This is a genomic window from Streptomyces sp. NPDC002788, assembly GCF_053592115.1.
This window is the reverse complement of sequence record NZ_JBSFVB010000019.1, coordinates 25,932-47,185: the sequence shown is the minus strand read 5'-3', so window position 1 is coordinate 47,185 and position 21,254 is coordinate 25,932. Positions and strand designations below refer to the sequence as shown.

At 71.2% G+C, this 21,254-nt stretch carries 20 protein-coding genes; 8 read left to right on the top strand and 12 right to left on the bottom strand.

All coding sequences use genetic code 11. The annotated features are described in order from the left end of the window. Window positions 1–2 precede the first annotated feature (2 nt). From ACWD1U_RS30035 to ACWD1U_RS30020, 4 genes are read right to left on the bottom strand one after another with little or no spacing between them, the layout of a single operon-like run. Complete coding sequence (locus ACWD1U_RS30035; RefSeq protein ID WP_451112215.1) at window positions 3–1,796, bottom strand: glycoside hydrolase family 15 protein; 1,794 nt, start codon at window positions 1,794–1,796, stop codon at window positions 3–5. A 33-nt stretch (window positions 1,797–1,829) separates the two neighbouring features. Continuing rightward, window positions 1,830–2,162, bottom strand: a complete 333-nt coding sequence (locus ACWD1U_RS30030) for a hypothetical protein (protein WP_451112213.1) — start codon at window positions 2,160–2,162, stop codon at window positions 1,830–1,832. Then, window positions 2,159–2,749 carry a sigma-70 family RNA polymerase sigma factor gene (locus ACWD1U_RS30025; protein ID WP_451112211.1) on the bottom strand — a complete coding sequence of 197 codons (591 nt, stop codon included), beginning with the start codon at window positions 2,747–2,749 and terminating at the stop codon, window positions 2,159–2,161. Before ACWD1U_RS30025 ends, ACWD1U_RS30030 begins: the two co-directional genes overlap by 4 nt. After that, complete coding sequence (locus ACWD1U_RS30020) at window positions 2,746–4,293, bottom strand: sodium:solute symporter family protein (protein ID WP_451112209.1); 1,548 nt, start codon at window positions 4,291–4,293, stop codon at window positions 2,746–2,748. Before ACWD1U_RS30020 ends, ACWD1U_RS30025 begins: the two co-directional genes overlap by 4 nt. A 168-nt stretch (window positions 4,294–4,461) precedes the next feature. Here ACWD1U_RS30020 and ACWD1U_RS30015 point away from each other — a divergent pair, with 168 nt between their 5' ends. Together ACWD1U_RS30015 and ACWD1U_RS30010 are read left to right on the top strand one after the other, a co-directional pair. Beyond that, complete coding sequence (locus tag ACWD1U_RS30015) at window positions 4,462–4,674, top strand: DUF3311 domain-containing protein (RefSeq protein WP_086852193.1); 213 nt, start codon at window positions 4,462–4,464, stop codon at window positions 4,672–4,674. 64 nt (window positions 4,675–4,738) lie between these two features. Then, window positions 4,739–6,877 (top strand): carbon starvation CstA family protein, encoded by a 2,139-nt coding sequence (locus tag ACWD1U_RS30010; protein ID WP_451112207.1) that lies wholly within the window; start codon window positions 4,739–4,741, stop codon window positions 6,875–6,877. Window positions 6,878–7,410: 533 nt separating this feature from the next. Here ACWD1U_RS30010 and ACWD1U_RS30005 read toward each other — a convergent pair. The 3 genes from ACWD1U_RS30005 to ACWD1U_RS29995 form a co-directional block, all read right to left on the bottom strand. Further along, complete coding sequence (locus ACWD1U_RS30005) at window positions 7,411–8,208, bottom strand: SURF1 family cytochrome oxidase biogenesis protein (RefSeq protein ID WP_451112205.1); 798 nt, start codon at window positions 8,206–8,208, stop codon at window positions 7,411–7,413. A gap of 49 nt (window positions 8,209–8,257) precedes the next feature. Continuing rightward, on the bottom strand, window positions 8,258–8,491 hold the full coding sequence (locus ACWD1U_RS30000; protein ID WP_078615365.1) for a hypothetical protein: 234 nt from the start codon (window positions 8,489–8,491) through the stop codon (window positions 8,258–8,260). A gap of 79 nt (window positions 8,492–8,570) precedes the next feature. After that, window positions 8,571–9,563 (bottom strand): DEDDh family exonuclease, encoded by a 993-nt coding sequence (locus tag ACWD1U_RS29995; RefSeq protein WP_451112203.1) that lies wholly within the window; start codon window positions 9,561–9,563, stop codon window positions 8,571–8,573. 293 nt (window positions 9,564–9,856) lie between these two features. Here ACWD1U_RS29995 and ACWD1U_RS29990 point away from each other — a divergent pair, with 293 nt between their 5' ends. Together ACWD1U_RS29990 and ACWD1U_RS29985 are read left to right on the top strand one after the other, a co-directional pair. Further along, the gene (locus ACWD1U_RS29990) at window positions 9,857–10,942 is read left to right on the top strand and encodes a sterol desaturase family protein (protein WP_451112201.1); all 1,086 of its coding nucleotides are present in this window, start codon (window positions 9,857–9,859) and stop codon (window positions 10,940–10,942) included. Next, on the top strand, window positions 10,939–11,619 hold the full coding sequence (locus ACWD1U_RS29985) for a lysoplasmalogenase (protein WP_451112199.1): 681 nt from the start codon (window positions 10,939–10,941) through the stop codon (window positions 11,617–11,619). The genes ACWD1U_RS29990 and ACWD1U_RS29985 overlap by 4 nt, the downstream gene beginning before the upstream one ends. A gap of 413 nt (window positions 11,620–12,032) precedes the next feature. Here the strand turns inward: ACWD1U_RS29985 and ACWD1U_RS29980 are convergent, their stop codons facing one another. Both ACWD1U_RS29980 and ACWD1U_RS29975 read right to left on the bottom strand, forming a co-directional pair. Beyond that, window positions 12,033–13,553, bottom strand: coding sequence for a S8 family peptidase (locus tag ACWD1U_RS29980; RefSeq protein WP_451112197.1), 1,521 nt, complete (start codon window positions 13,551–13,553; stop codon window positions 12,033–12,035). A gap of 64 nt (window positions 13,554–13,617) precedes the next feature. Next, on the bottom strand, window positions 13,618–15,147 hold the full coding sequence (locus ACWD1U_RS29975; protein WP_451112195.1) for a S8 family peptidase: 1,530 nt from the start codon (window positions 15,145–15,147) through the stop codon (window positions 13,618–13,620). Window positions 15,148–15,401: 254 nt separating this feature from the next. On the opposite strand from ACWD1U_RS29975, the gene ACWD1U_RS29970 reads away from it, so the two are divergent. The 3 genes from ACWD1U_RS29970 (at window position 15,402) to moaA (ending at window position 18,542) form a co-directional block, all read left to right on the top strand. Next, the gene (locus ACWD1U_RS29970; protein ID WP_451112193.1) at window positions 15,402–15,758 is read left to right on the top strand and encodes a DUF485 domain-containing protein; all 357 of its coding nucleotides are present in this window, start codon (window positions 15,402–15,404) and stop codon (window positions 15,756–15,758) included. Next, window positions 15,755–17,380 (top strand): solute symporter family protein, encoded by a 1,626-nt coding sequence (locus tag ACWD1U_RS29965; protein WP_451112192.1) that lies wholly within the window; start codon window positions 15,755–15,757, stop codon window positions 17,378–17,380. Before ACWD1U_RS29970 ends, ACWD1U_RS29965 begins: the two co-directional genes overlap by 4 nt. Window positions 17,381–17,552: 172 nt before the next feature. Beyond that, window positions 17,553–18,542 carry a GTP 3',8-cyclase MoaA gene (gene moaA, locus ACWD1U_RS29960; RefSeq protein WP_451112190.1) on the top strand — a complete coding sequence of 330 codons (990 nt, stop codon included), beginning with the start codon at window positions 17,553–17,555 and terminating at the stop codon, window positions 18,540–18,542. A 5-nt stretch (window positions 18,543–18,547) separates the two neighbouring features. On the opposite strand, the gene ACWD1U_RS29955 is transcribed toward moaA, so the two are convergent. Both ACWD1U_RS29955 and ACWD1U_RS29950 read right to left on the bottom strand, forming a co-directional pair. Further along, window positions 18,548–18,760, bottom strand: a complete 213-nt coding sequence (locus ACWD1U_RS29955; protein WP_451112188.1) for a hypothetical protein — start codon at window positions 18,758–18,760, stop codon at window positions 18,548–18,550. A 213-nt stretch (window positions 18,761–18,973) separates the two neighbouring features. Beyond that, window positions 18,974–19,369 (bottom strand): DUF3099 domain-containing protein, encoded by a 396-nt coding sequence (locus tag ACWD1U_RS29950; protein WP_451112187.1) that lies wholly within the window; start codon window positions 19,367–19,369, stop codon window positions 18,974–18,976. A 244-nt stretch (window positions 19,370–19,613) separates the two neighbouring features. Here ACWD1U_RS29950 and ACWD1U_RS29945 point away from each other — a divergent pair, with 244 nt between their 5' ends. After that, window positions 19,614–19,889: a GlsB/YeaQ/YmgE family stress response membrane protein gene (locus ACWD1U_RS29945; RefSeq protein WP_451112185.1), complete on the top strand. Its 276-nt coding sequence runs from the start codon at window positions 19,614–19,616 to the stop codon at window positions 19,887–19,889. A gap of 60 nt (window positions 19,890–19,949) precedes the next feature. Here ACWD1U_RS29945 and tyrS read toward each other — a convergent pair whose 3' ends face one another. Continuing rightward, window positions 19,950–21,218 (bottom strand): tyrosine--tRNA ligase, encoded by a 1,269-nt coding sequence (gene tyrS / locus ACWD1U_RS29940; protein ID WP_451112183.1) that lies wholly within the window; start codon window positions 21,216–21,218, stop codon window positions 19,950–19,952. Window positions 21,219–21,254 lie beyond the last annotated feature (36 nt).

The window sequence follows — 21,254 nt, the reverse complement described above, 5'->3', positions numbered from 1 at the left end:
CCCTATCCTGCACCGTTCTCCCCGAACAGGGCGAGGGCGGTGTTCACCAGGCCGATGTGGCTGAAGGCCTGCGGGACGTTGCCGAGCTGGCGGCCGGACACCGGGTCGAACTCCTCGGACAGCAGGCCGACGTCGTTGGCCAGCCCCACCAGCCGCTCGAACAGCTCGCGGGCCTCCTTCGTACGGCCCGTCATGTGCAGGGCGTCGGCGAGCCAGAACGAGCACACCAGGAACGTGCCCTCGCTGCCGGGCAGCCCGTCGAGTTCCCTGAGATCCGAGCCGTCGGTGCTGTAGCGGTGCAGGAAGCCGCCGTGGTCCAGCTCCTCGCGGACCGCGTCGATCGTGCCGATCACCCGGGGGTCGTCAGGCGGCAGGAAACCGACGCGGGGGATGAGCAGCAGGGCGGCGTCCAGTTCGCGGGAGCCGTAGGACTGCGTGAAGGTGTTGCGTTCGGCGTCGTAGCCCTTCTCGCACACCTCGCGGTGCACCTCGTCGCGCAGTGCCCGCCAGCCGTCCAGGTCGCCGTCCAGCTCCGGATGGCGCTCCAGGGTGCCTACGGCGCGGTCGGCGGCCACCCACACCATCACCTTCGAGTGCACGAACTGGCGCCGACCGCCGCGCACCTCCCACAAGCCCTCGTCCGGCTGCTGCCAGTGGGTCCGCAGGAAGTCCATCAGGGCGGTCTGGAGCGCCCACACGTCCGGCTGCGCCGACAGGCCCGACTCGCGGGCCAGCGACAGGGAGTCCATGACCTCGCCGTAGACGTCCAGCTGAAGCTGCTTCACGGCGTCGTTGCCGATGCGTACGGGCGCGGACCCGGCGAAGCCCGACAGCCAGGGCAGCTCGAACTCGGGCAGCCGTCGCTCACCCGCCAGGCCGTACATGATCTGCAGGTCGGCCGGGTCGCCCGCGACAGCGCGCAGCAGCCAGTTCCGCCAGGCCTCGGCCTCCTCCTGGTAGCCCGCCGCGAGCAGCGCGCCCAGGGTGAGGGTGGAGTCGCGCAGCCAGCAGTAGCGGTAGTCCCAGTTGCGCACCCCGCCGAGTTCCTCGGGCAGGGACGTCGTGGCAGCGGCGACGATGCCGCCGGTCGGGGCGTAGGTGAGCGCCTTGAGCGTGATCAGGGAGCGGACGACGGCGTCCCGGTACGGTCCGTCGTAGCGGCAGCGCGAGGCCCAGGCCTGCCAGTCCTCGACGCTGTTGCGCAGGGCTTCGAACGGGTCGACGAGCGGCGGGCGCAGCTCGTGGGAGGGGTGCCAGGTCAGGACGAACGCGACCTTCTCGCCCTTCCTGACCGTGAACTCAGCGTGCGTGCCGAAGTCCTCGCCCCAGCTGCGCACCTCCGGCTCGCTGCGCAGCCACGTCGAGTCCGGTCCGGCCACGGCCACGCGCTGGCCGTCGACCTTGCGCACCCACGGGACGATCGAGCCGTAGTCGAAGCGCAGCTTGAGGACGCTGTGGAGCGTCACCTCGCCGTCGAGACCCTCGACGATCCGGACGAGGTCGGGTGCCCGGTCGCGCTGCGGCATCAGGTCGGTGACCCGCACCGACCCCCGCTCGGCCTCCCACTCGGTGTCCAGGACGAGGGTGTCGGGGCGGTAGGCGCGCCGGGTGCACCGGTCCGCCCCCACGGGGGCGATGCGCCAGTAGCCGTTGTCCTCGTCACCCAGCAGCTTGGCGAAGCAGGCGGCGGAGTCGAAGCGGGGCAGGCACAGCCAGTCGACGGATCCGTCCGTGCCGACCAGGGCAGCGGTCTGTTCGTCGCCGATGAGCGCGTAGTCCTCGATACGGGGGTGCACGGAGTGCGGGTTCCCGGCAAGTAGGCCCGCCAATCAGGGCAGGGTCCGGGGGAGTGACATGTCTTCGGCGACCGGTACGCCGGTGCCCGAGAAGACCACACCCGGGTCCGACGGGGCCTGGTTGAGCACCCACAGGCCGATCAGTACGGCCAACGTGAAGACGACGGCGGTCAGCACGGCGAGCACCAGCCGCCGCCGGCGTTCGCGCCGCAGCCACGCGCCGCGTGCCGTGCGGTACGCGTCGGGGTCGGGCAGCACCCCGCCCGCCAGTGCCTGAAGCGCCTCGCGCAGTTCCTGTTCGGTGCGGCCGCGGCCGGTCCGGTCCGGAGTGGTGCCACGCGACGAAGTCGCATCTCGATCCGTCATCGCCGGGCCTCCATCGCCTGGGTCAGGGCGGCGATGCCGCGCGCCGTGTGCGTCTTGACGGAGCCGCCGGATATGCCCATCGCGGCGGCTATCTCGCTCTCCTTGAGGCCGAGCCAGTGCCGCAGCACCAGCGCTTCGCGCTGCCGGGGCGGCAGTTGCTGGAGCGCGTCGATCAGCACGCGCTGGTCGTCGCGCAGCAACGCGGCGTGCTCGGCGGAGGCGACCGTCTCGTCCGGCGGTTTCTCCTCATGTCTGCGGGCGACCTGGAGGTGCCGTATCCGCATGCGTGTCAGATTGCAGACCGTGGAACGCAGATAGGCCTCCGCCGCGGCCGCGTCCCGCAGGCGCCGCCACTTGCGGTAGATCTGGTAGTACGCCTCGGCCACCACGTTCTCCGGGTCGTCGGCGCCGAGCAGCACGGCGAGCCGCAGCATCGAGGAGTAGTGCAGCTCGAAGAGGTGGGCCACACCGGCCTCCCGCTCGGGGTCGGCGACGTCGCCGGCCGGCGGAGCGAGCGGTTCGGCCGGTGCCGGTGCCGGTGCCGGTGCCGGTAGGGGCGGCAGGGTGGGGTTCTGTCTGCGTCTCACGGGTTGTTCGCTCCCGTCTCCGGGCGTCGCCGGACGGTCAGGCGGGACGGCAGGTCGGTCGCGTCGGCGCCGCGCGGGACGCCGAGGCGTGACAGCGCCGCGGTGCCGGCCACCGCGACGGTCAGATTGAGCAGCAGGGCGGCGAGCCCGGCGTAGATCTCCAGCGGTGCGGCGCCGGTGCCGAGCGGCACGATCGAGGAGAACCCCTCGCGGACCACCAGGTATGTCCCCGACGCCATGCCCACGGCCCACCCGGCGAGCAGCGCCCGCGGGTGCAGCCACCCGGTGAACAGCCCGACCGCGACGGCCGGGAAGATCTGCAGGATCCACACGCCGCCGAGCAGCTGGAGATTGACGGCGTCTTGATCGCGCAGCCCGAACACGAACGCCACGGCCCCCACCTTCGCGGTGAGCGACACCGCCTTGGCGATGCGCACCTGCCGCTTGGGCGTGGCCGTCGGATGGACGTACTCGACGTACACGTTGCGCACGAAGCTCGTGGCCGCGGCGATCGACATCACCGCCGCCGGGACGAGCGCGCCGACGGCGATCGCGGCGAACACCAGCCCGGCCAGCGGCGCCGGCATCAGCCGGTCGACCAGCATCGGCACCGCTGCCTCGGCACCGCCGCGCGGCGCCCGCACCCCCGCCGCGAGAGCGGCGATGCCGAGGAACCCGAACAGGGCGAGCAGCCCGGTCCAGGCAGGCAGCGCCACCGCGACCCTGCGCAGGGTGCGCGGCCCGTCGGCGGCGAACCCGGCGGTGAGCACATGCGGGTACATCAGCAGGGCCAGGGCGGAGCCGAGGGCGAGGGTGGCGTAGGCCGGCTGCTGCGCGGGCGACAGCAGCAGCGCCGGGCCGCCCAGCCGCTGCGCCGCGCCGTCGAAGACCGGCCCCGGGCCGCCGAACCGCTCCAGCACCAGCCAGGTCACCGCGGTCAGCGACACGAAAACGGCCACGGCCTTCAGCGCCGAGATGACCGCCGGTGCCCGCAGCCCGTGCCGGTAGGTGGCCACCGCGAGCCCCGCGAACAGCGCGACCAGCACCAGGTCCCCGGCCGCACCTCGCGGATACACGCCCCCGGCCGTCAGCACCGCCCGTATGCCCAGCAGTTGCAGCGCCAGGTACGGCATCGTCGCCAGGATCCCGGTCAGCGCGACCATCAGGGCCAGCGGCGGCGACCCGTAGCGGCCCCGCACGAAGTCGGCGGCGGTGATGTACCCGTGCCGCCGGGCCACGCTCCCCAGCCTGCTCAGCAGCACGAAGGCGAGCGGGCAGACGATCACCGTGTACGGCACCGCGAAGAAGGCCGGCGCGCCGTTTGCGTACGCCAGCCCCGGTACGGCGGTGAAGGTGTACGCGGTGAAGATCGTGCCGCCGAGCAGCAGCCAGGTCCAGCCCGGGCCGAGGCCGCGGTCGGCCAGCGCCCAGCCCTCCAGGGAGGGCAGCCGGTCGACCGGGCGCAGCCGCCGCGCGGTGACGGCGAGCAGCGACGCCCCGCCGATCACGGCGAGGAACGTCGCGGTCATGGCGCCGTCAGCCATGGGTCACCGTCCTTGGTGTGCCTGTGCCCTCGCGCGAGAGTTGCGCGGGCGGCCCGTCCGGAGGACAGGAAACCGGCGGGAAATCTTTCTGGAACGCCGTGTCAACCACATCCGGCGGGAGCGCAACTCTTGCACAGACCGACAGCGAGTGGGAGAGGAGGGCAGGTCATGGCACGCACCGGACATCCCCGGCTACGGCGCGTCGCCGTCGCCCTGCTGCTGCTCGCACCCGCGGCCGGGTTGCTGTGGGTCCCGCTGTACGCCGGTGCCGGTCCGCGGCTCGCGGGGACGCCGTTCTTCTACTGGTACCAGCTCGCGTGGGTACCGGGCTGCGGCCTGTGCCTGCTCGCCGCGTACGCGCTGACGGACCGACATCGCTGATCCGCACTCCCTGTGCTCGATCCGCACCCCTGTTTTCGCACACCTGTTGAGGCGAGGAGCCGCCATGCCCACATCAGTCCTGCCCGAATCCGGCCGCGAAGTGCCGGAAAAGTCCCGCATTCGATCCATTCTGCTGTGGGCGGCCGTCTCCCTGCTCGGCGCGGTCGCCTGGGGTGTGCTCGCCCTGGCACGCGGCGAGCGGATCTCCGCGGTCTGGCTGGTGATCGCCGCGCTCGGCTCGTACGCCATCGCCTACCGCTTCTACTCCCGGTTCATCGCCCGCCGCGTCCTGCGGCCGGACGACCGCCGGGCCACGCCCGCCGAACGCCTCGAGGACGGCGTCGACTTCCATCCCACCGACCGCCGGGTGCTGCTCGGCCACCACTTCGCCGCGATCGCCGGCGCCGGGCCGCTGGTGGGCCCGGTGCTCGCGGCCCAGATGGGCTACCTGCCCGGGACCTTGTGGATCGTGGCGGGGGTGATCTTCGCGGGCGCGGTGCAGGACATGGTCGTGCTGTTCCTGTCGATGCGGCGGGACGGCACCTCGCTCGGGCAGATGGCCCGCGACGAGATCGGCCGGGTGGGCGGGGCCGCCGCCCTGATCGCCGTGTTCGCCATCATGATCATCCTGCTGGGCGTGCTCGCCCTGGTCGTCGTCAACGCCCTCGCCCACAGCCCCTGGGGCACCTTCTCCGTCGCCATGACCATCCCCATCGCCCTGTTCATGGGCTTCTGGCTGCACGTCATCCGCCCCGGCCGGGTCGTCGAGACGAGCCTGATCGGCGTCGTCCTGCTGCTGCTCGCCATCGTCGGCGGCAGCTGGATCCAGGAGTCCTCGCTGGCGTCCGCCTTCACCCTCAGCCCCACGACCCTCGTGTTCTGCCTGGTCGGCTACGGGTTCGTCGCCTCCGTCCTGCCGGTGTGGATGCTGCTCGCGCCGCGCGACTACCTCTCCACCTTCATGAAGATCGGCACCATCGCCCTGCTCGCGGTCGGCGTGGTCGTCGCCGCACCCGTCATGCGCGCGGACGCGGTGAGCGTCTTCGCCTCCACGGGGGCCGGGCCCGTCTTCGCCGGGGCGCTGTTCCCCTTCCTGTTCATCACCATCGCCTGCGGCGCGCTGTCCGGGTTCCACGCCCTGGTCTCCTCGGGGACCACCCCGAAGCTGATCCGGAAGGAGTCCCAGGTCCGGATGATCGGCTACGGCGCCATGCTGATGGAGTCGTTCGTGGCGATCATGGCGCTGATCGCCGCGGCGACTCTGGAGCCGGGCCTCTACTACGCCATGAACGCCCCGGCGGCCCTCCTCGGCACGACGGCCGAGTCCGCCGCCCACGCCGTCGCCGGACTCGGCTTCACCATCACCCCCGAGCAGCTCACCCAGGCGGCCAAGGCCGTGGAGGAGCAGACCCTGATCGCCCGCTCCGGCGGAGCGCCGACCCTGGCCGTCGGCATGTCGGAAATTTTCTCCGGGGTCTTCGGCGGTGCCGGGATGAAGGCCTTCTGGTACCACTTCGCGATCATGTTCGAGGCGCTGTTCATCCTGACCACCGTGGATGCCGGCACCCGGGTCGGCCGCTTCATGCTCCAGGACATGCTCGGCAACGTGTGGAAGCCGGTCGGCCGGGTCAACTGGAAGCCGGGCATCTGGCTGTGCAGCGCGCTCGTCGTGGCGGCCTGGGGCTACTTCCTCTACACCGGCGCCACCGATCCGCTGGGCGGGATCAACCAGCTCTTCCCGCTCTTCGGCATCGCCAATCAGCTCCTCGCCGCGATCGCCCTGGCCGTCTGCACCACGATCCTGATCAAGTCCGGTCGGCTGCGGTGGGCCTGGGTCACGGGCGTCCCGCTCGCCTGGGTCGTCGCGATCACCTTCACCGCGGGCTGGCAGAAGATCTTCTCCGCCGACCCGAAGATCGGCTTCTTCGCCCAGCGAGCCCGGTACGCCGACGCCCTCGACGCCGGCCAGGTCCTGCCGCCCGCCAAGAACCTCGGCGACATGCACACGGTGGTCACCAACTCCACGGTCGACGGCGTGCTGATCGCCCTGTTCCTGCTGCTCGTCGCCGTCGTGATCGGCAACGCGGCGGTGGTCTGCGTGCGGGCGATCCGAGCCCCGGGTTCGATGCCGGTCACCGAGGCGCCGTACGTCGAGTCCCGCCTCGACGTGCCGGACGAGCCCCTGGTGGGGGCCCGTCCATGAGGGCGGTGCGCTGGGCGCGGGCGGTGCGCTGGTACGTGCGGGAACTGGCAGCGGTGCTCAACCGGTCCCACCGGGAGGACTGCCGGCAGGGGCGCTGCTGTTGACGGGGTCGGCCGGCGGCCGCTGACGGCGGGCGGCGGTCGGCGGCCGGGGGCCGGGGGGCGACAGAGCCGACAGACCGGCGGTGGCGGCGGGGCGGGCGGGGCACCAGTGACCGGCCGTCTTCGCCGGCGCCGGTGATCGGCTGCCGACGGTGGCCTGGGCCCTCGACGGCAGTTGTGGTGTGCAGCAGCAGCAGCAGCACCAGCGGCAGCCGACCGGCCGGTGGTGGGGGCGGCGGGCGGCCGGGTCGAGGCGACCGGCCGTCGTCGAAGGTGGTCGGCTGCCGACGGTGCGCGGGGCGGGCAGGGTCGGCGACGGCAGCCATGGTCGGGAGAAGGCGGCCGGCCGGCGGGGTCGAGGTGGCCGGGCCGTCGCCTATCGCGGGAGGGCGGCCAGTAGTGGCCGGCGGCAGCCGGCACGGCCGGCGAAGGTCAGACCGCTGCCGGTTCCGGCTGGTTCGGGTCGGTCTGCTTCGCCGCCGCATGTGCCCGGTCCCGGGCCTCGCGGCGGACGAGGACCACCCAGCCGACCGGGACGGCCGCGGAGAAGAGCCACCACTGGATGGCGTACGCGTAGTTCAGCGCGGCGTCCTCCTTGCCGGGGTCGCCCAGCAGCTCGGGGGTGTCGCCCCGGGGCTCGGGGGCCGTCTGGGCGATGTACCCGCCGAGCACCCGGGCGTGCAGGCGCCGCGCCTGCTGCTCGCTGTTGATCAGCATGACCTGCCGGTCCGGCAGGCCCTTGAGGTTCTTGATCCCGCTCGCCGCGGTCGTCTCACTCGGCATCAGCCGCCCCTCGACGGTCACCTCACCGCTCGGCGGTGCGGGGACCTTCGGGAACGCGGTCTGGCTCGGGCCGTCGGAGGGGATCCAGCCCCGGTTGACGAGCAGCACCTTGCCGTCGCCGAGGACGAACGGGGTCAGGACGTGGTAACCGACCTCGTCGTCGGAGTTGGTGCGGCGGCGGACGACGACCTCGTCCTCCGTGTCGAAGTGGCCCTTGGCGGTCACGGTGCGGTACCGCTCGGTGCTGGTGACGGTGTGCCCGGGCGCGGTCAGCTTCTCCACGGGCACCGGCTCGGCCCCCAGCGCGTCGGTGACCAGTTGGTTCCGGGCGGTGCGCTCCTCATAGCGGTGCATCTGCCATATGCCCAGCCTGATCATCGTGGGGATGAGAAGCAGGGCGACCAACGTGAGGATCACCCACTGCCGGGACATCAGGAAGCGGTACACCCCACGACCGTACAACTCGGCCGTGGGGTGCATTCGGGCGGGTACGGGTTCACACCTTGTCGACAATTCCCGCCTTTCCCTCCGCGCGGGCGCAGTGGGCGCCGCAGTACCAGTGGCCCTCGACCTCGACGCCCTGACCGATGATCTGCACCCGGCAGTGCTCGCAGATGGGGGCCATGCGGTGGATCGCGCAGGAGAAGCAGTCGAAGACGTGCACCGCGCCCTGCGCGTGCACCTCGAAGGTCATTCCGTACTGATTGCCACATACCTCACAGGTCGCCATGCGCCACAGGGTGAGCCGTCGTCCCCGCGCGGGCGAGCGGCCGCCGGGCGAGTCGCGCGGCAATCACCCGTCCGTACGGTCACCCCCGCGACGCCGGCTCCACGTCCGCGAGGAGTTGCCCGAAGGCCGCCTCGTCCACGATCGGCGTGCCGAACTGGCGGGCCTTGACCACCTTGGACGTGCCCGAGTCCGGGTCGTTCGTGACGAGCAGGCTGGTCAGCCGGGACAGGCTCGTGGCCACGTGCAGCCCGGCCTCGGTCGCGCGGTCCTCCAGCAGGTCCCGCTCGGTGGAGGTGTCACCGGAGAAGGCGACCCGCATGCCCTGCTGGAGCCGACCGCCCGCCTCGTAGCGCCCGGGGTTGGGGTAGGGGCAGGCGGGGCGTTTGCGGGAGGGGCGCCAACCGCCCCCGCGGTAGCCGCCGTGACCCGCCTGCTGCCCGATGCGCGGCGTGGCGGGGCGGTCCGTCCACTCGGTCAGCGGCCGGCACTCGTGCAGCGGCAGCCGTACGTTGTTCGCCGCCGCCGCCCGGAGGCTGGGCCGGAAGGCCTCCGCGAGCACGCGCGCGTCGTCCAGCGCGTGGTGCGCCCGCTGCTGGACGACGCCGAAGTGCGCGGCGAGCGACTCCAGTTTGTGGTTGGGCAGCGGCAGCCCGAGCTCCTTGGAGAGGGCGATGGTGCACAGCCGCTGCCGCACCGGGGCCTCGCGCTGCGCGCGCGCGTACTCCCGGGCGATCATCTGCCAGTCGAAGACGGCGTTGTGCGCGACGAGCACACGCCCCGTCAGCCGTGCCGCGAACTCCTCGGCGATGTCCGGGAAGAGGGGCGCGCCCTCGAGCGCCTCGCTCGTCAGCCCGTGGATCCACACGGGGCCGGGGTCCCGCTCGGGGTTGACCGTCGTGTACCAGTGGTCCTCGACCTCGCCGCGCGCGTCCAGCCGGTAGACGGCCGCGGAGATGATGCGGTCGTCCCGGGCCAGGCCCGTGGTCTCCACGTCAACGACCGCGTATCCCTGGGGATACGCGGTCGGCCACGTCGTGGCAGAGAACGCTGCGGTCGTCAGGTCTTCCAGCATGGTTCCTGAGGATACGGGCCACGACTGACACCGCCGTCCGTCAGGTGCGCTCGCCCCGCCGTTCCGACGCCCCCTCAGGCGGGTTGCCCGGTCTGTCCGTTCGTGGGGCGTACGTCTGGTCGATGCTCGCCCGCGTCCCGTGTGCCCGGCGCCCGTCTTACTCCGGGATCGTATGGGTGATTTCGTCCGGGAAGGTGTTGGTGGAGATCGCCAAGAAGCAAGCGCGTACCGTCGAGAATACTTGTGGGTAACAACGTCTGGTCGGGGCACGACGGCGGTCCTACGGTGCTTGCATGCCGAACCTGCCCGATGTCGTGCTGTGGTCGATCCCCGCCTTCGTGCTCCTCACCGTGGTCGAGATGGTGAGCTACCGTCTCCATCCCGACGAGGACGCGGAAGGGTACGAGGCGAAGGACGCCGCGACGAGCCTCGGCATGGGGCTCGGCAGTCTGGTCTTCGACTTCCTCTGGAAGATCCCGATCGTCGCCGTCTACACGGCCCTGTACGAACTCACGCCGCTGCGCATCCCCGTCCTGTGGTGGACCGTCCCGCTGATGCTGCTCGGGCAGGACTTCTTCTACTACTGGTCCCACCGCGGCCACCACGTCATCCGCATCCTGTGGGCCTGCCACGTCGTCCACCACTCCAGCCGGAAGTTCAACCTCACCACCGCGCTGCGCCAGCCCTGGACGTCCCTGACCGTGTGGCCGTTCTACGTCCCCCTCATCCTCGCCGGGGCGCACCCCGCGGCGCTGGCGTTCTGCTCCTCCGCCAACCTCGTCTACCAGTTCTGGATCCACACCGAGCGCATCGACAGGATGCCCCGCTGGTTCGAGTTCGTCTTCAACACGCCTTCGCACCACCGCGTCCACCACGCGTCCCAGGGCGGCTATCTCGACCGCAACTTCGGCGGCATCCTCATCGTCTGGGACCGGCTGTTCGGATCGTTCGTCGCCGAGGCCGAGCGGCCGCGGTACGGGCTGACGAAGAACATCGACACGTACAACCTGCTGAAGGTGGCGACGCACGAGTACGTGTCCATCGCGAAGGACCTGAGGGCGGCGCGCGGTTGGAGCGAACGGGCCGGGCGTGTGTTCCGTGGGCCGGGGTGGGGGCCGGCACGAGGGGCGGCGCCGGCCGTGGCCGGGGTCGCGGCGACGGCTTCGGCTCCGGCTCCCGCCGCGTCGGCGGGAACTGCTGCGTCTGTGACCTCGCGGCCGTCTGAGGCTCCGGGCGTGTCCGAAACCCCGGGCGCGGACGAGGCACCGGGCAGGTCCGGGGCACCGGTCGGTGGGGCCACGCCCGTCGGTGAGCCGCCCGTCGGTGAGCCCACGCCCGTCGGTGGGGCGACGCCGGCCGGCGAGACCCCGTCGGCGTGAACGCCCCGCGCCTCCTCCTGGCTGCCTTCGGCCTCGCCGCCGCCGTCGACCTCGTCTGCCTCGCGGCCGGTTTCGACGCCGGGCACACCGTGGCCAAGCCGCTGCTGATGCCGCTCCTGGCTGGCTGGGCCGCCCTGCGCCGGGCGCCCCGGCCGCTGGTGGCCGCCCTGCTGTTCGGCTGGGGCGGGGACGTTCTGCTGCTGTCCGACGCCGAGCCGGCCTTCCTCGCCGGCATGGCCTCCTTCGCGGCGGGACACGTCTGCTACCTCGTCCTGTTCGCGGCGCACGGCAGCCGGTACTCGGTCCCACGCGCGCGTGCGGGCGCCTTGGCCCTCGGCTACGCCACCGCCCTCGTCACGACTGTCGCGCTGCTGTGGGCGGACCTGCCCGCCCACCTGCGCGTGCCCGTCGCCGGGTACAGCCTGCTGCTCACGGCCATGGCGTACCGGTCCGGCATCAGGCTCGGCCTCTTCACCGGGCTCGGCGGAACGCTGTTCCTGCTCTCCGACACGCTCATCGCCACCGGCGTCGCCCACTGGCCGCAGCCGCCCCGACCCGACTTCTGGATCATGCTCACGTACCTCGCCGCACAGGTCCTGCTGGCCGGCGGAACGCTCGGGGCCCTCAACGCCCGCAGGGCCCCGGCCGTGACGTACGGCGAGATGCGCGCCGTCTGACGCTCGCCGCCGTCACCCGCGGATGGGCACCGGAAGCGCCGTCAGCAGTCCCGACACCGCGACCACCGGGCCCAGCGCGACGACCTCCGCCCGGCAGGTGCGCAGGCGGTCAAGGGGTCGCCCGCCCGGCGCAGCAGCGCGGTGGCCGGCCCGAGCAGCGGGAACAGCGCGGCCGGCGCCACGAGCACCAGCACCGCGACGGCCCCGCCCCACCCCGGCACGCGGTACGGTCCCGCGCCTCGGGCGCCCCGGGCGTGGATCTTGTCGAGGTCGCCCAGGGATCCTCACCAGCCTCCACGGGGCGGGGCAAGTCGAGAGGAAGAGCCGTCCGCGAGGGGGCCGGATGCGGCGCGGGCACGAAGCGGGCCGGGCGGGGGTGCCCCCGCCCGGCCCGGACCGCCCTCACATCAGCCCTACTTGGTCACCGCGTCCAGCGCGTCCGCGATGCCCCAGCCGTAGAAGCCGTTGCGGTTCTTCGAACCCTCGCACACCGCGTCGATCTTGCCGTCGGCGTCGATGTCGTACGGGTCCGTGCACGGCGTGGCGTCGGCCTGCGCGTACAGCAGGGCCTTCACCTGGGCCGGAGGAGCGTACGGGTGCGTCGACTTGATGAGGGCGGCGACGCCCGCGACGTGCGGGGACGCCATCGACGTACCGGCCATGTAGCCCCACTTGCCGCCCGGCAGCGTGCCCAGGATGAGCCCGCTCGTGGCCGGCGCCTCCGGCTTCTGGTACGCCGTCGAGTCGCCGCCCGGCGCGGCCATGTCGGCGACGCCCAGCCCGTAGTTGGAGAAGGACGACTTGATGCCCTTCGCGCCGGTCGAGGCGACCGTGACGACACCCGGCAGCTGGGTCGGGATGTCGAGGCACTTCGACGGGTCGACGACCCGGTCGCCCGGCGTGGTGTCGTTCGGGGACGACGGGTCGGTGATCTCGTCGGCGGCGAGGTCGTAGTTCTCGTTGCCGGCCGCCGCGACGTTGACCGCGCCCTTCTTCTCCGCGTACTGCGAGGCACGCGTGACGGCGTCCAGGAGTGCCTTCTGGTCCGGGTCGTTCTTGCAGTTGAAGTACCAGGGGTCCGTGTAATAGCTGTTGTTCGTCACGTCGACCCCGTGCTCGGCCGCCCACACGAAGCCGCACACCACGGCCTCCGTGTAGAAGAACCCGTCCGGGTTGGACACCTTGATGCCGGAGACCTTCACGCCGGGCGCGACACCGGTCATGCCGACGCCGTTCTTGGCGGCGGCTATCTCACCGGCCACGTGGGTGCCGTGCGGGCTCTCCGCGGCACTCGGCCGCCAGGCCCCGTCGGACGTGTCCGGCTTGCCCGAGACGCAGTTGACCGACGCCTTGCGGTCGAAGTTGGGCGCGATGTCGGGGTGGGTGTCGTCGACGCCGGTGTCGATCACGGCGACCGTGACCTCGGCGCTGCCCAGCGACTTCTCGTGCGCCTTGTCCGCCTTGATCGCGGGCAGGTCCCACTGCTGGGGCTCCAGCGGGTCCTGACCGGCAGGGGCCTTGGCCTCGGCGACCTCGGCCGCGCTCAGCACCTTCGGCGCACCCAGGTCAGCCGTGGTCGCCGAGGGCAGCGGCGCGGTGCGGGTGGCCCCGGCCGACTGCACCCCGCGCACCTTGCGGATGCTCTTGGCGAAGTCGGGGTTCGAGGAGTGGACGACGATCACGCCGATCTGGTCGTACGACGTCACGATCGCGCCGCCGGCCTTGGCGACGGCCTTCTTCACGTACGCCGGGGTGCCGTGGCCCGACTTGACGTTGACGACGTAGCTGAGCGAGGTCGCGTCGGCCGAGACCGCCGCGGGGGCGTCCTCGGCGGCCGTGGCGGCGGTGTTCGGCAGGAACGCGAGGGCCGTGGCCATGGCCATCCCCGCCGGGATGGCGACGGCGCGGCGGTAGCGCGCGTGCGGCGCGGTCATGGTGTCTCCACTTCGTTCACGGTACGAGCTGATGGTGCGGAAGGTCTCGGTGGCGCGAGTCGAGTCACTTGACCGCGCGCAGCGCGTTGACGATGCCGTGGCCGTAGAAGCCGTTGACGCGCTCGCCGCCCTCGCAGACCGCGTCCTGCGTGCCGTCGCCGTCCTGGTCGTAGGAGGTGGGGCAGGCGGTCGGGTCGGCCTGCGCCTTCAGCAGCGCCTGGAGCTGGGCCGGGGAGGCCCAGGGGTGCTTGGACTTCAGCAGCGCGGCGACACCGGAGGCGTGCGGCGAGGCCATCGAGGTGCCCTGCAGGAAGGCCCACGCGCCGTTCGGCATGGTGGACAGGATGCGGCCGTCCTTGGAGGGCGTGTCCGGGATCTGGTAGCGGCGGTCACCACCCGGCGCGGCGACGTCGACGACGCCCTTGCCGTAGGTCGAGTAGTACGACTTGAGGTTGTCGACGCCGGTCGCGCTGACCGTGACGACACCCGGCAGCTGGGTCGGTATGTCGAAGCACTCGTGCGGGTCGATGGTGCGCTCGACGGGCGTGGTGTCGTTCGGGCTGGAGTCGTCGAGGATCGCGTCCGCGTCCAGGTCGTGGTTGGAGTTGCCCGCCGCTGCGACGTTGAGCGTGCCCTTCTTCTGGGCGTACAGCTGGGCCCTGTTGACCGCGTCGACGACGGCCCGCTGGTCCGGGTCGTCCATGCAGTTGTACAGCCACGGGTCGACGTAGTAGCTGTTGTTCGTGATCTCGACACCGTGGTCGGCGGCGAACACGAACGCGCAGACGACGCTCTCCGGGTAGAAGAGGCCGTTCGCCCGGTCGGTCACGTTGATGCTGGACACCTTCACACCGGGAGCGACGCCCGCCACGCCGACTCCGTTGCGGGCGGCGGCTATCGAACCGGCGACATGCGTGCCGTGGTAGTCCTCGGGCGTGTACGGCCGCCAGGCGCCCTCCCTGGTGTCGGGCTTGCCGCCGGCGCAGTTGGCGGACTGGGACGCGGAGAAGTTCGGGGCGATGTCGGGGTGGGTGTCGTCCACGCCGGTGTCGATCACGGCCACGGTCACCTTGCGGCTGCCCGGGTTGATCTCCGCGGCCTTGTCGGCGCCGATCGCGCGCAGGTCCCACTGGTCGGCCTCGAGGGGCTCGCTCTCGGGCGACTTCGCGGAGGCGGCCTCGACCCGCTCGGCCTGGGCGGCCGTCAGGTACTGGGCGGCCCCCTCCTCCTTCGTCCCCGCGGCGGTCAGCGGCGCCGTGCGCGTCGCACCGGCCGACTGGACTCCGCGCACCGTGCGGATGCTCTTGGCGAAGTCGGGCTTCGAGGAGTGGACGACGATCACGCCGATCCGCTCGTAGGTGGCCACGACCGAGCCGCCGGCCGCGCCGATCGCCTTCTTCACCGACGCGATCGTGTGGCGGTCCACCTTGGTGTTGACGACGTACGCCAGCTTCGGCGCGTCCGCCGCCCGGGTGGCCGACTCCGCGTGCGGGGCCGCCGAGGCGGCGGCGGGCAGGAAGCCCAGTGAGGCCGTCAGCGACAACACGACGGGCACGGCGAGGGCGAGCCGGCGTCTGGAACGCAGATGAGACATGGGGTCTCCACATCCTCCGGAAACGAAACCGGCCCGAGGCACAGGTGGTGCTCGGGCAGGTACATGACGAGGTGGTGCAGGGTGAAGCTATCCCGGCCTCTCGCTGGCCAGCAACGTTTTGTCGAAACGACTTCGAAAAGAACGCGACGCGGTTGAACCGCTCCTCGCGTGCCGCCGTGACGTTGAACAAGGAGCGCGAGGACACTCGCCTCCCTTCCCCTTCACAAACCGCTTCCGTCATTGCGAGGAGACCCGTGGCCACCGACGCACCGCCCCCCTCGAAGGAGCAACACAAACTCCCCTCACCCGAGGAGTTCAGCGAGGTGCAGGAGAGCGCGGAGTTCGGTGAACTGCGCCGCTCCTACCGCTCCTTCGCCTTCCCGCTGACCATCGCCTTCATCGCCTGGTACCTGCTGTACGTCCTGCTGTCGAACTACGCGGGCGGCTTCATGGGCACCAAGCTGTTCGGCAACATCAACGTCGCCCTCGTCTTCGGCGTCGCCCAGTTCGTCACCACGTTCCTGATCGCCTGGTGGTACTCGAAGCACGCCGCCGCGAACCTCGACCCCAAGGCCCAGGCCATCAAGTCCCGGATGGAGGGCGGCGCATGAGCCCCGTACAGCAGACCTTCCTCGCCGCGAACGAGGCCAGCGAGCACCGCCCGCTGATCATCACCCTGTTCGCGCTGTTCGTCGTGGCCACCCTCGGCATCACCATCTGGGCGGGCCGCCAGACCAAGGACGCCGCCGACTTCTACGCGGGCGGCCGCCAGTTCAGCGCCTTCCAGAACGGACTCGCGGTCTCCGGCGACTACATGTCGGCCGCGTCGTTCCTCGGCATCGCGGGCGCGATCGCCCTCTTCGGATACGACGGCTTCCTCTACTCCATCGGCTTCCTGGTCGCCTGGCTCGTCGCCCTGCTCCTGGTGGCCGAGCCGCTGCGCAACTCCGGCCGCTACACCATGGGTGACGTGCTCGCGTACCGCATGCGCCAGCGCCCGGTCCGCACCGCCGCCGGTACCTCCACGATCGTCGTGTCGATCTTCTACCTGCTGGCCCAGATGGCCGGCGCGGGCGTCCTCGTCTCACTGCTGCTCGGCATCACCTCCGACGCCGGCAAGATCCTCATCGTCGCCCTCGTCGGCATCCTGATGATCGTCTACGTCTCCATCGGCGGCATGAAGGGCACCACCTGGGTCCAGATGATCAAGGCCGTGCTGCTCATCGGCGGCACCCTCCTGATCACCTTCCTGGTGCTGCTGAAGTTCGACTTCAACATCTCCGACCTGCTCGGCACGGCCGCCGAGAACAGCGGCAAGGGCGCCGCCTTCCTGGAGCCCGGCCTCCAGTACGGCGCGACCGGCACCTCCAAGCTGGACTTCATCTCGCTCGGCATCGCCCTGGTGCTCGGCACCGCCGGCCTGCCGCACATCCTGATCCGCTTCTACACGGTGCCCGACGCCAAGGCCGCCCGTAAGTCCGTGAACTGGGCCATCGGCATCATCGGCGGCTTCTACCTGATGACCATCGCGCTCGGCTTCGGCGCCGCCGCCCTCATCTCGCAGGAAGAGATCATCGCGTCCAACCCGTCCGGCAACACGGCGGCACCCCTGCTCGCCCTGCACCTCGGCGGCGTCGACTCGACCTGGGGCGCGATCCTGCTCGCGACGATCTCGGCGGTGGCCTTCGCGACCATCCTCGCCGTCGTCGCCGGCCTCACCCTCGCCTCGTCGTCCTCCTTCGCGCACGACATCTACGCCAACGTCATTCGCAAGGGACAGGCCTCCGGGGCGGAGGAGGTCCGCGCGGCCCGCTGGGCGACCGTCTTCATCGGGGTCGTCTCCATCGGCCTGGGCGCCCTGGCCCGCGACCTGAACGTGGCCGGCCTGGTCGCCCTCGCCTTCGCGGTCGCGGCATCCGCCAACCTGCCGACGATCCTCTACAGCCTGTTCTGGAAGCGCTTCACCACCCAGGGCGCCCTCTGGTCGATCTACGGCGGTCTGATCGTCGCCGTCGGCCTGGTGCTGTTCTCGCCCGTCGTCTCCGGCGACCCCAAGGCGATGTTCCCCGAGGTCGACTTCGCCTGGTTCCCGCTGAAGAACCCGGGCATCATCTCCATCCCCTTCGGCTTCCTCATGGGCTGGCTCGGCACGGTCCTGTCCAAGGAGGAGCCCGACGCCAAGAAGTACGCCGAGCTGGAGGTCAGGTCCCTGACCGGCACCGGCGCCCACTGAGCACGACCCTTTCCACGCGGCCGTGTCGTAGGAACCTCCAGGACCCTGCGGCCCGGCCGCGTCGTGCGTCGTGCGATCGAGGCCTGTGGGGATGTCGGTGGCGTCACGTAGGCTCGCAGGTGTCGGAGAAACCGTGCCGCGCGCACGATCCGCGTCGAGGGAGGGGGCCCACGTGCTCATCGACACCTACGGCCGAGTGGCCACCGACCTGAGGGTCTCGCTGACCGACCGGTGCAATCTGCGCTGTACGTACTGCATGCCCGAGGAGGGCCTGCAGTGGCTGGCCAAGCCGGATCTGCTCGACGACGACGAGATCGTCCGCCTGATCGACATCGCGGTCACGTCCCTCGGGATCGAGGAGGTCCGCTTCACCGGCGGCGAGCCCCTGCTGCGCCCCGGCCTGGCCGGCATCGTCGAGCGCGTCGCGGCCCTCGACCCGCGCCCCCAGATGTCCCTCACCACCAACGGCATCGGCCTCAAGCGCACGGCGGCGGCCCTGAAGTCGGCGGGCCTGGACCGGGTCAACGTCTCCCTGGACACCCTCCGGCCGGACGTCTTCAAGACCCTCACCCGCCGCGACCGCCACCAGGACGTCATCGAGGGCCTGCACGCCGCCCGCGACGCCGGCCTGACCCCGGTGAAGGTCAACTCGGTCCTGATGCCGGGTCTCAACGACGACGAGGCCCCCGACCTCCTGGCCTGGGCCGTGGAGCACGACTACGAGCTGCGTTTCATCGAGCAGATGCCCCTCGACGCCCAGCACGGCTGGAAGCGCGACGGCATGATCACGGCAGGCGACATCCTGACGTCCCTGCGCACGCGCTTCGAGCTGACCGCCGAGGGCGAGGAGAAGCGCGGCTCGGCCCCGGCGGAGCGCTGGCTGGTCGACGGCGGCCCGCATGTGGTCGGCGTGATCGCCTCGGTCACCCGCCCCTTCTGCGCGGCCTGCGACCGCACTCGCCTCACGGCCGACGGCCAAGTGCGCACGTGCCTGTTCGCCCGGGAGGAGACCGACCTCCGCGCCGCCCTGCGCTCCGGCGCCCCCGACGAGGAGATCGCCCGCATCTGGCGCCTGGCGATGTGGGGCAAGAAGGCGGGAGCGGGCCTGGACGACCCGACGTTCGTGCAGCCCGACCGGCCGATGTCGGCGATCGGTGGCTGAGAGACCTATTCGGTCTCCTGCCACTCCTCGAGGGGAACCACGTCCTTCAAGAACCCCCGCACCCCGAGGAACTGCGACAGATGCTCGCGATGCTCCTCGCAGGCCAGCCACGTCTTGCGCCGCTGGGGCGTATGCACCTTCGGGTTGTTCCAGGCAAGTACCCACACCGCATCGACACGGCAGCCCTTCGCGGAACAGATGGGCGTCTCGTCACTCACAGGTTCGTCTCACCACTGCACACAGAAAAGGCGACGCCGAGCAGCCACGGGGGGAGCTGCCCGGCGTCGGTCCGTCGCTCCGACGGGGGATGCGGAGCGCGTACGAAGTATGTCACGGGTAACCCCGGGCCCGGCACTGGAACAACATGATTGATCTGAGCTTTTCTTGAGCTTGGCGGGAAGCTGACTTCCGTTTGCGGCCGCCGTGCGGCCCTACCGCTCGTGCGAGTCCGCCCGCGCCCCCGGCACCGTCCCCGACACAACGTCTTCCGCGACGGATTCCGCCGGCCCGTCCTGGGACTCGGACGGCGCGATCATCGGCCGCACCGGTGGCGCCACGAACGTCGAGGGCAGAGACGGCGCGTTCTCGCGCCCCGCGTTCGCGATCACCACCGCGATGTACGGCAGCACCAGCCCGAGCACCAACGCCACGACCGCCACGTGCCGTTCGACGTTCCACAACGTGGCCGCGAGGATCACGGAGATCGTGCGGACCGTCATCGAGATCACGTACCGGCGCTGCCGCCCGCGTACGTCCTCCTGCAACCCGGTCCGGGCGCCGGTGATCCGGAAAACCTGGACGTTGCCGCCGCCATGCTGCTTCCGCATCGCATTCCACCATCCGCCCGTATCGGACTGTCCCCGCCCCGCAGCCGTCCCGGGCCGGCCGGGGACCCCGGCCGGGACACCTCCCACGGTACGCCGCGTCTGCGTCCGTCACGAGACCGGGTGGGCTCCCGCGCGGGCGCACGACCTGCGCCGTCACGCGTACGGCCCGCGTCGGCATGCGGCGTACGGAGCATGGGCCGACACTGGCCGTAGTGTTCGCGTCAAGCCGTACGAGGAGGCAGCGATGGGCTGGTTGTGGGCGATCATCGTGGGGCTGGTGCTCGGCCTGCTCGCCAAGGCGATCATTCCGGGCAAGCAGCACATTCCCTTGTGGTTGACCATCATCCTGGGCATGATCGGCGGCATCGCCGGCAATGCCATCGCCCGGGCGGCCGGTGTCGAGGCCACAGCGGGCATCGACTGGTGGCGGCACATCTTCCAGCTGGTGGCCGCGCTCATCCTCGTCGGCCTCGGCGACCGGGCCTGGACGGCGGCCAGGGGAAACAGACGCAGGGCGTAACGGGGCGCACGGCGAAGGGGGCGGTCTCCGTACCTGAGACCGCCCCCTGCCCGCGTGCGCTCAGCCGCCCGTGACCTCGACCGCCGCCAGGTTCTTCTTGCCCCGGCGCAGCACCAGCCAGCGGTCGTGCAGCAGGTCCTCCTCGGCGGGGACGGCGTCCTCACCGGTGACCTTGGCGTTGTTCACGTACGCGCCGCCCTCCTTCACCGTGCGGCGCGCGGCCGACTTGCTGGCCACCAGACCGACCTCGGCGAACAGGTCGACGACCGGGCCGAGCTCGGCGACCTGGATGTGCGGCACCTCCGACAGGGCCGCGGCCAGCGTCCTGCCGTCGAGCTCCGCCAGCTCGCCCTGCCCGAAGAGGGCCTTGGACGCGGCGATCACGGCGGCCGTCTGGTCGGCGCCGTGCACCAGCGTCGTCAGCTCCTCGGCAAGGGCCCGCTGCGCGGCCCGGGCCTGCGGACGCTCCTCGGTCTGCTTCTCCAGCTCCTCCAGCTCCTCGCGGGACCGGAAGGACAGGATGCGCATGTACGTCGAGATGTCCCGGTCGTCCACGTTCAGCCAGAACTGGTAGAACGCGTACGGCGTCGTCATCTCCGGGTCGAGCCAGACGGCGCCGCCCTCGGTCTTGCCGAACTTGGTGCCGTCCGCCTTGGTCATCAGCGGCGTCGCCAGCGCGTGCACGGTGGCGTCCGGCTCGAGGCGGTGGATCAGGTCCAGGCCCGCCGTGAGGTTGCCCCACTGGTCGCTGCCGCCCTGCTGGAGCGTGCAGCCGTAGCGGCGGTAGAGCTGCAGGAAGTCCATGCCCTGCAGGAGCTGGTAGCTGAACTCCGTGTAGCTGATGCCCTCGGAGGACTCCAGGCGCCGGGCCACGGAGTCCTTCGTCAGCATCTTGTTGACGCGGAAGTGCTTGCCGATGTCGCGCAGGAACTCGATCGCGGACAGGTTCTGCGTCCAGTCGAGGTTGTTGACCATGACGGCCGCGTTCTCGCCCTCGAAGTCCAGGAACGGCTCGATCTGGGCGCGCAGCCTGTCGACCCAGCCTCCGACCGTCTCCGGGTCGTTCAGCGTGCGCTCCGCGGTCGGGCGGGGGTCACCAATGAGGCCCGTGGCACCGCCGACCAGCGCCAGCGGCCGGTGACCGGCCTGCTGGAGCCGGCGCACGGTGAGCACCTGCACCAGGTGTCCCACGTGCAGCGACGGCGCCGTCGGATCGAAACCGCAATAGAACGTGACGGGACCGTCCGCGAGCGCCTTGCGCAAAGCGTCCTCGTCGGTGGACAGGGCGAACAGCCCGCGCCACTTCAGCTCGTCGACGATGTCCGTCACGGTTCTCGTGTCTCCTTGAATGATCTTCGGGCAGTC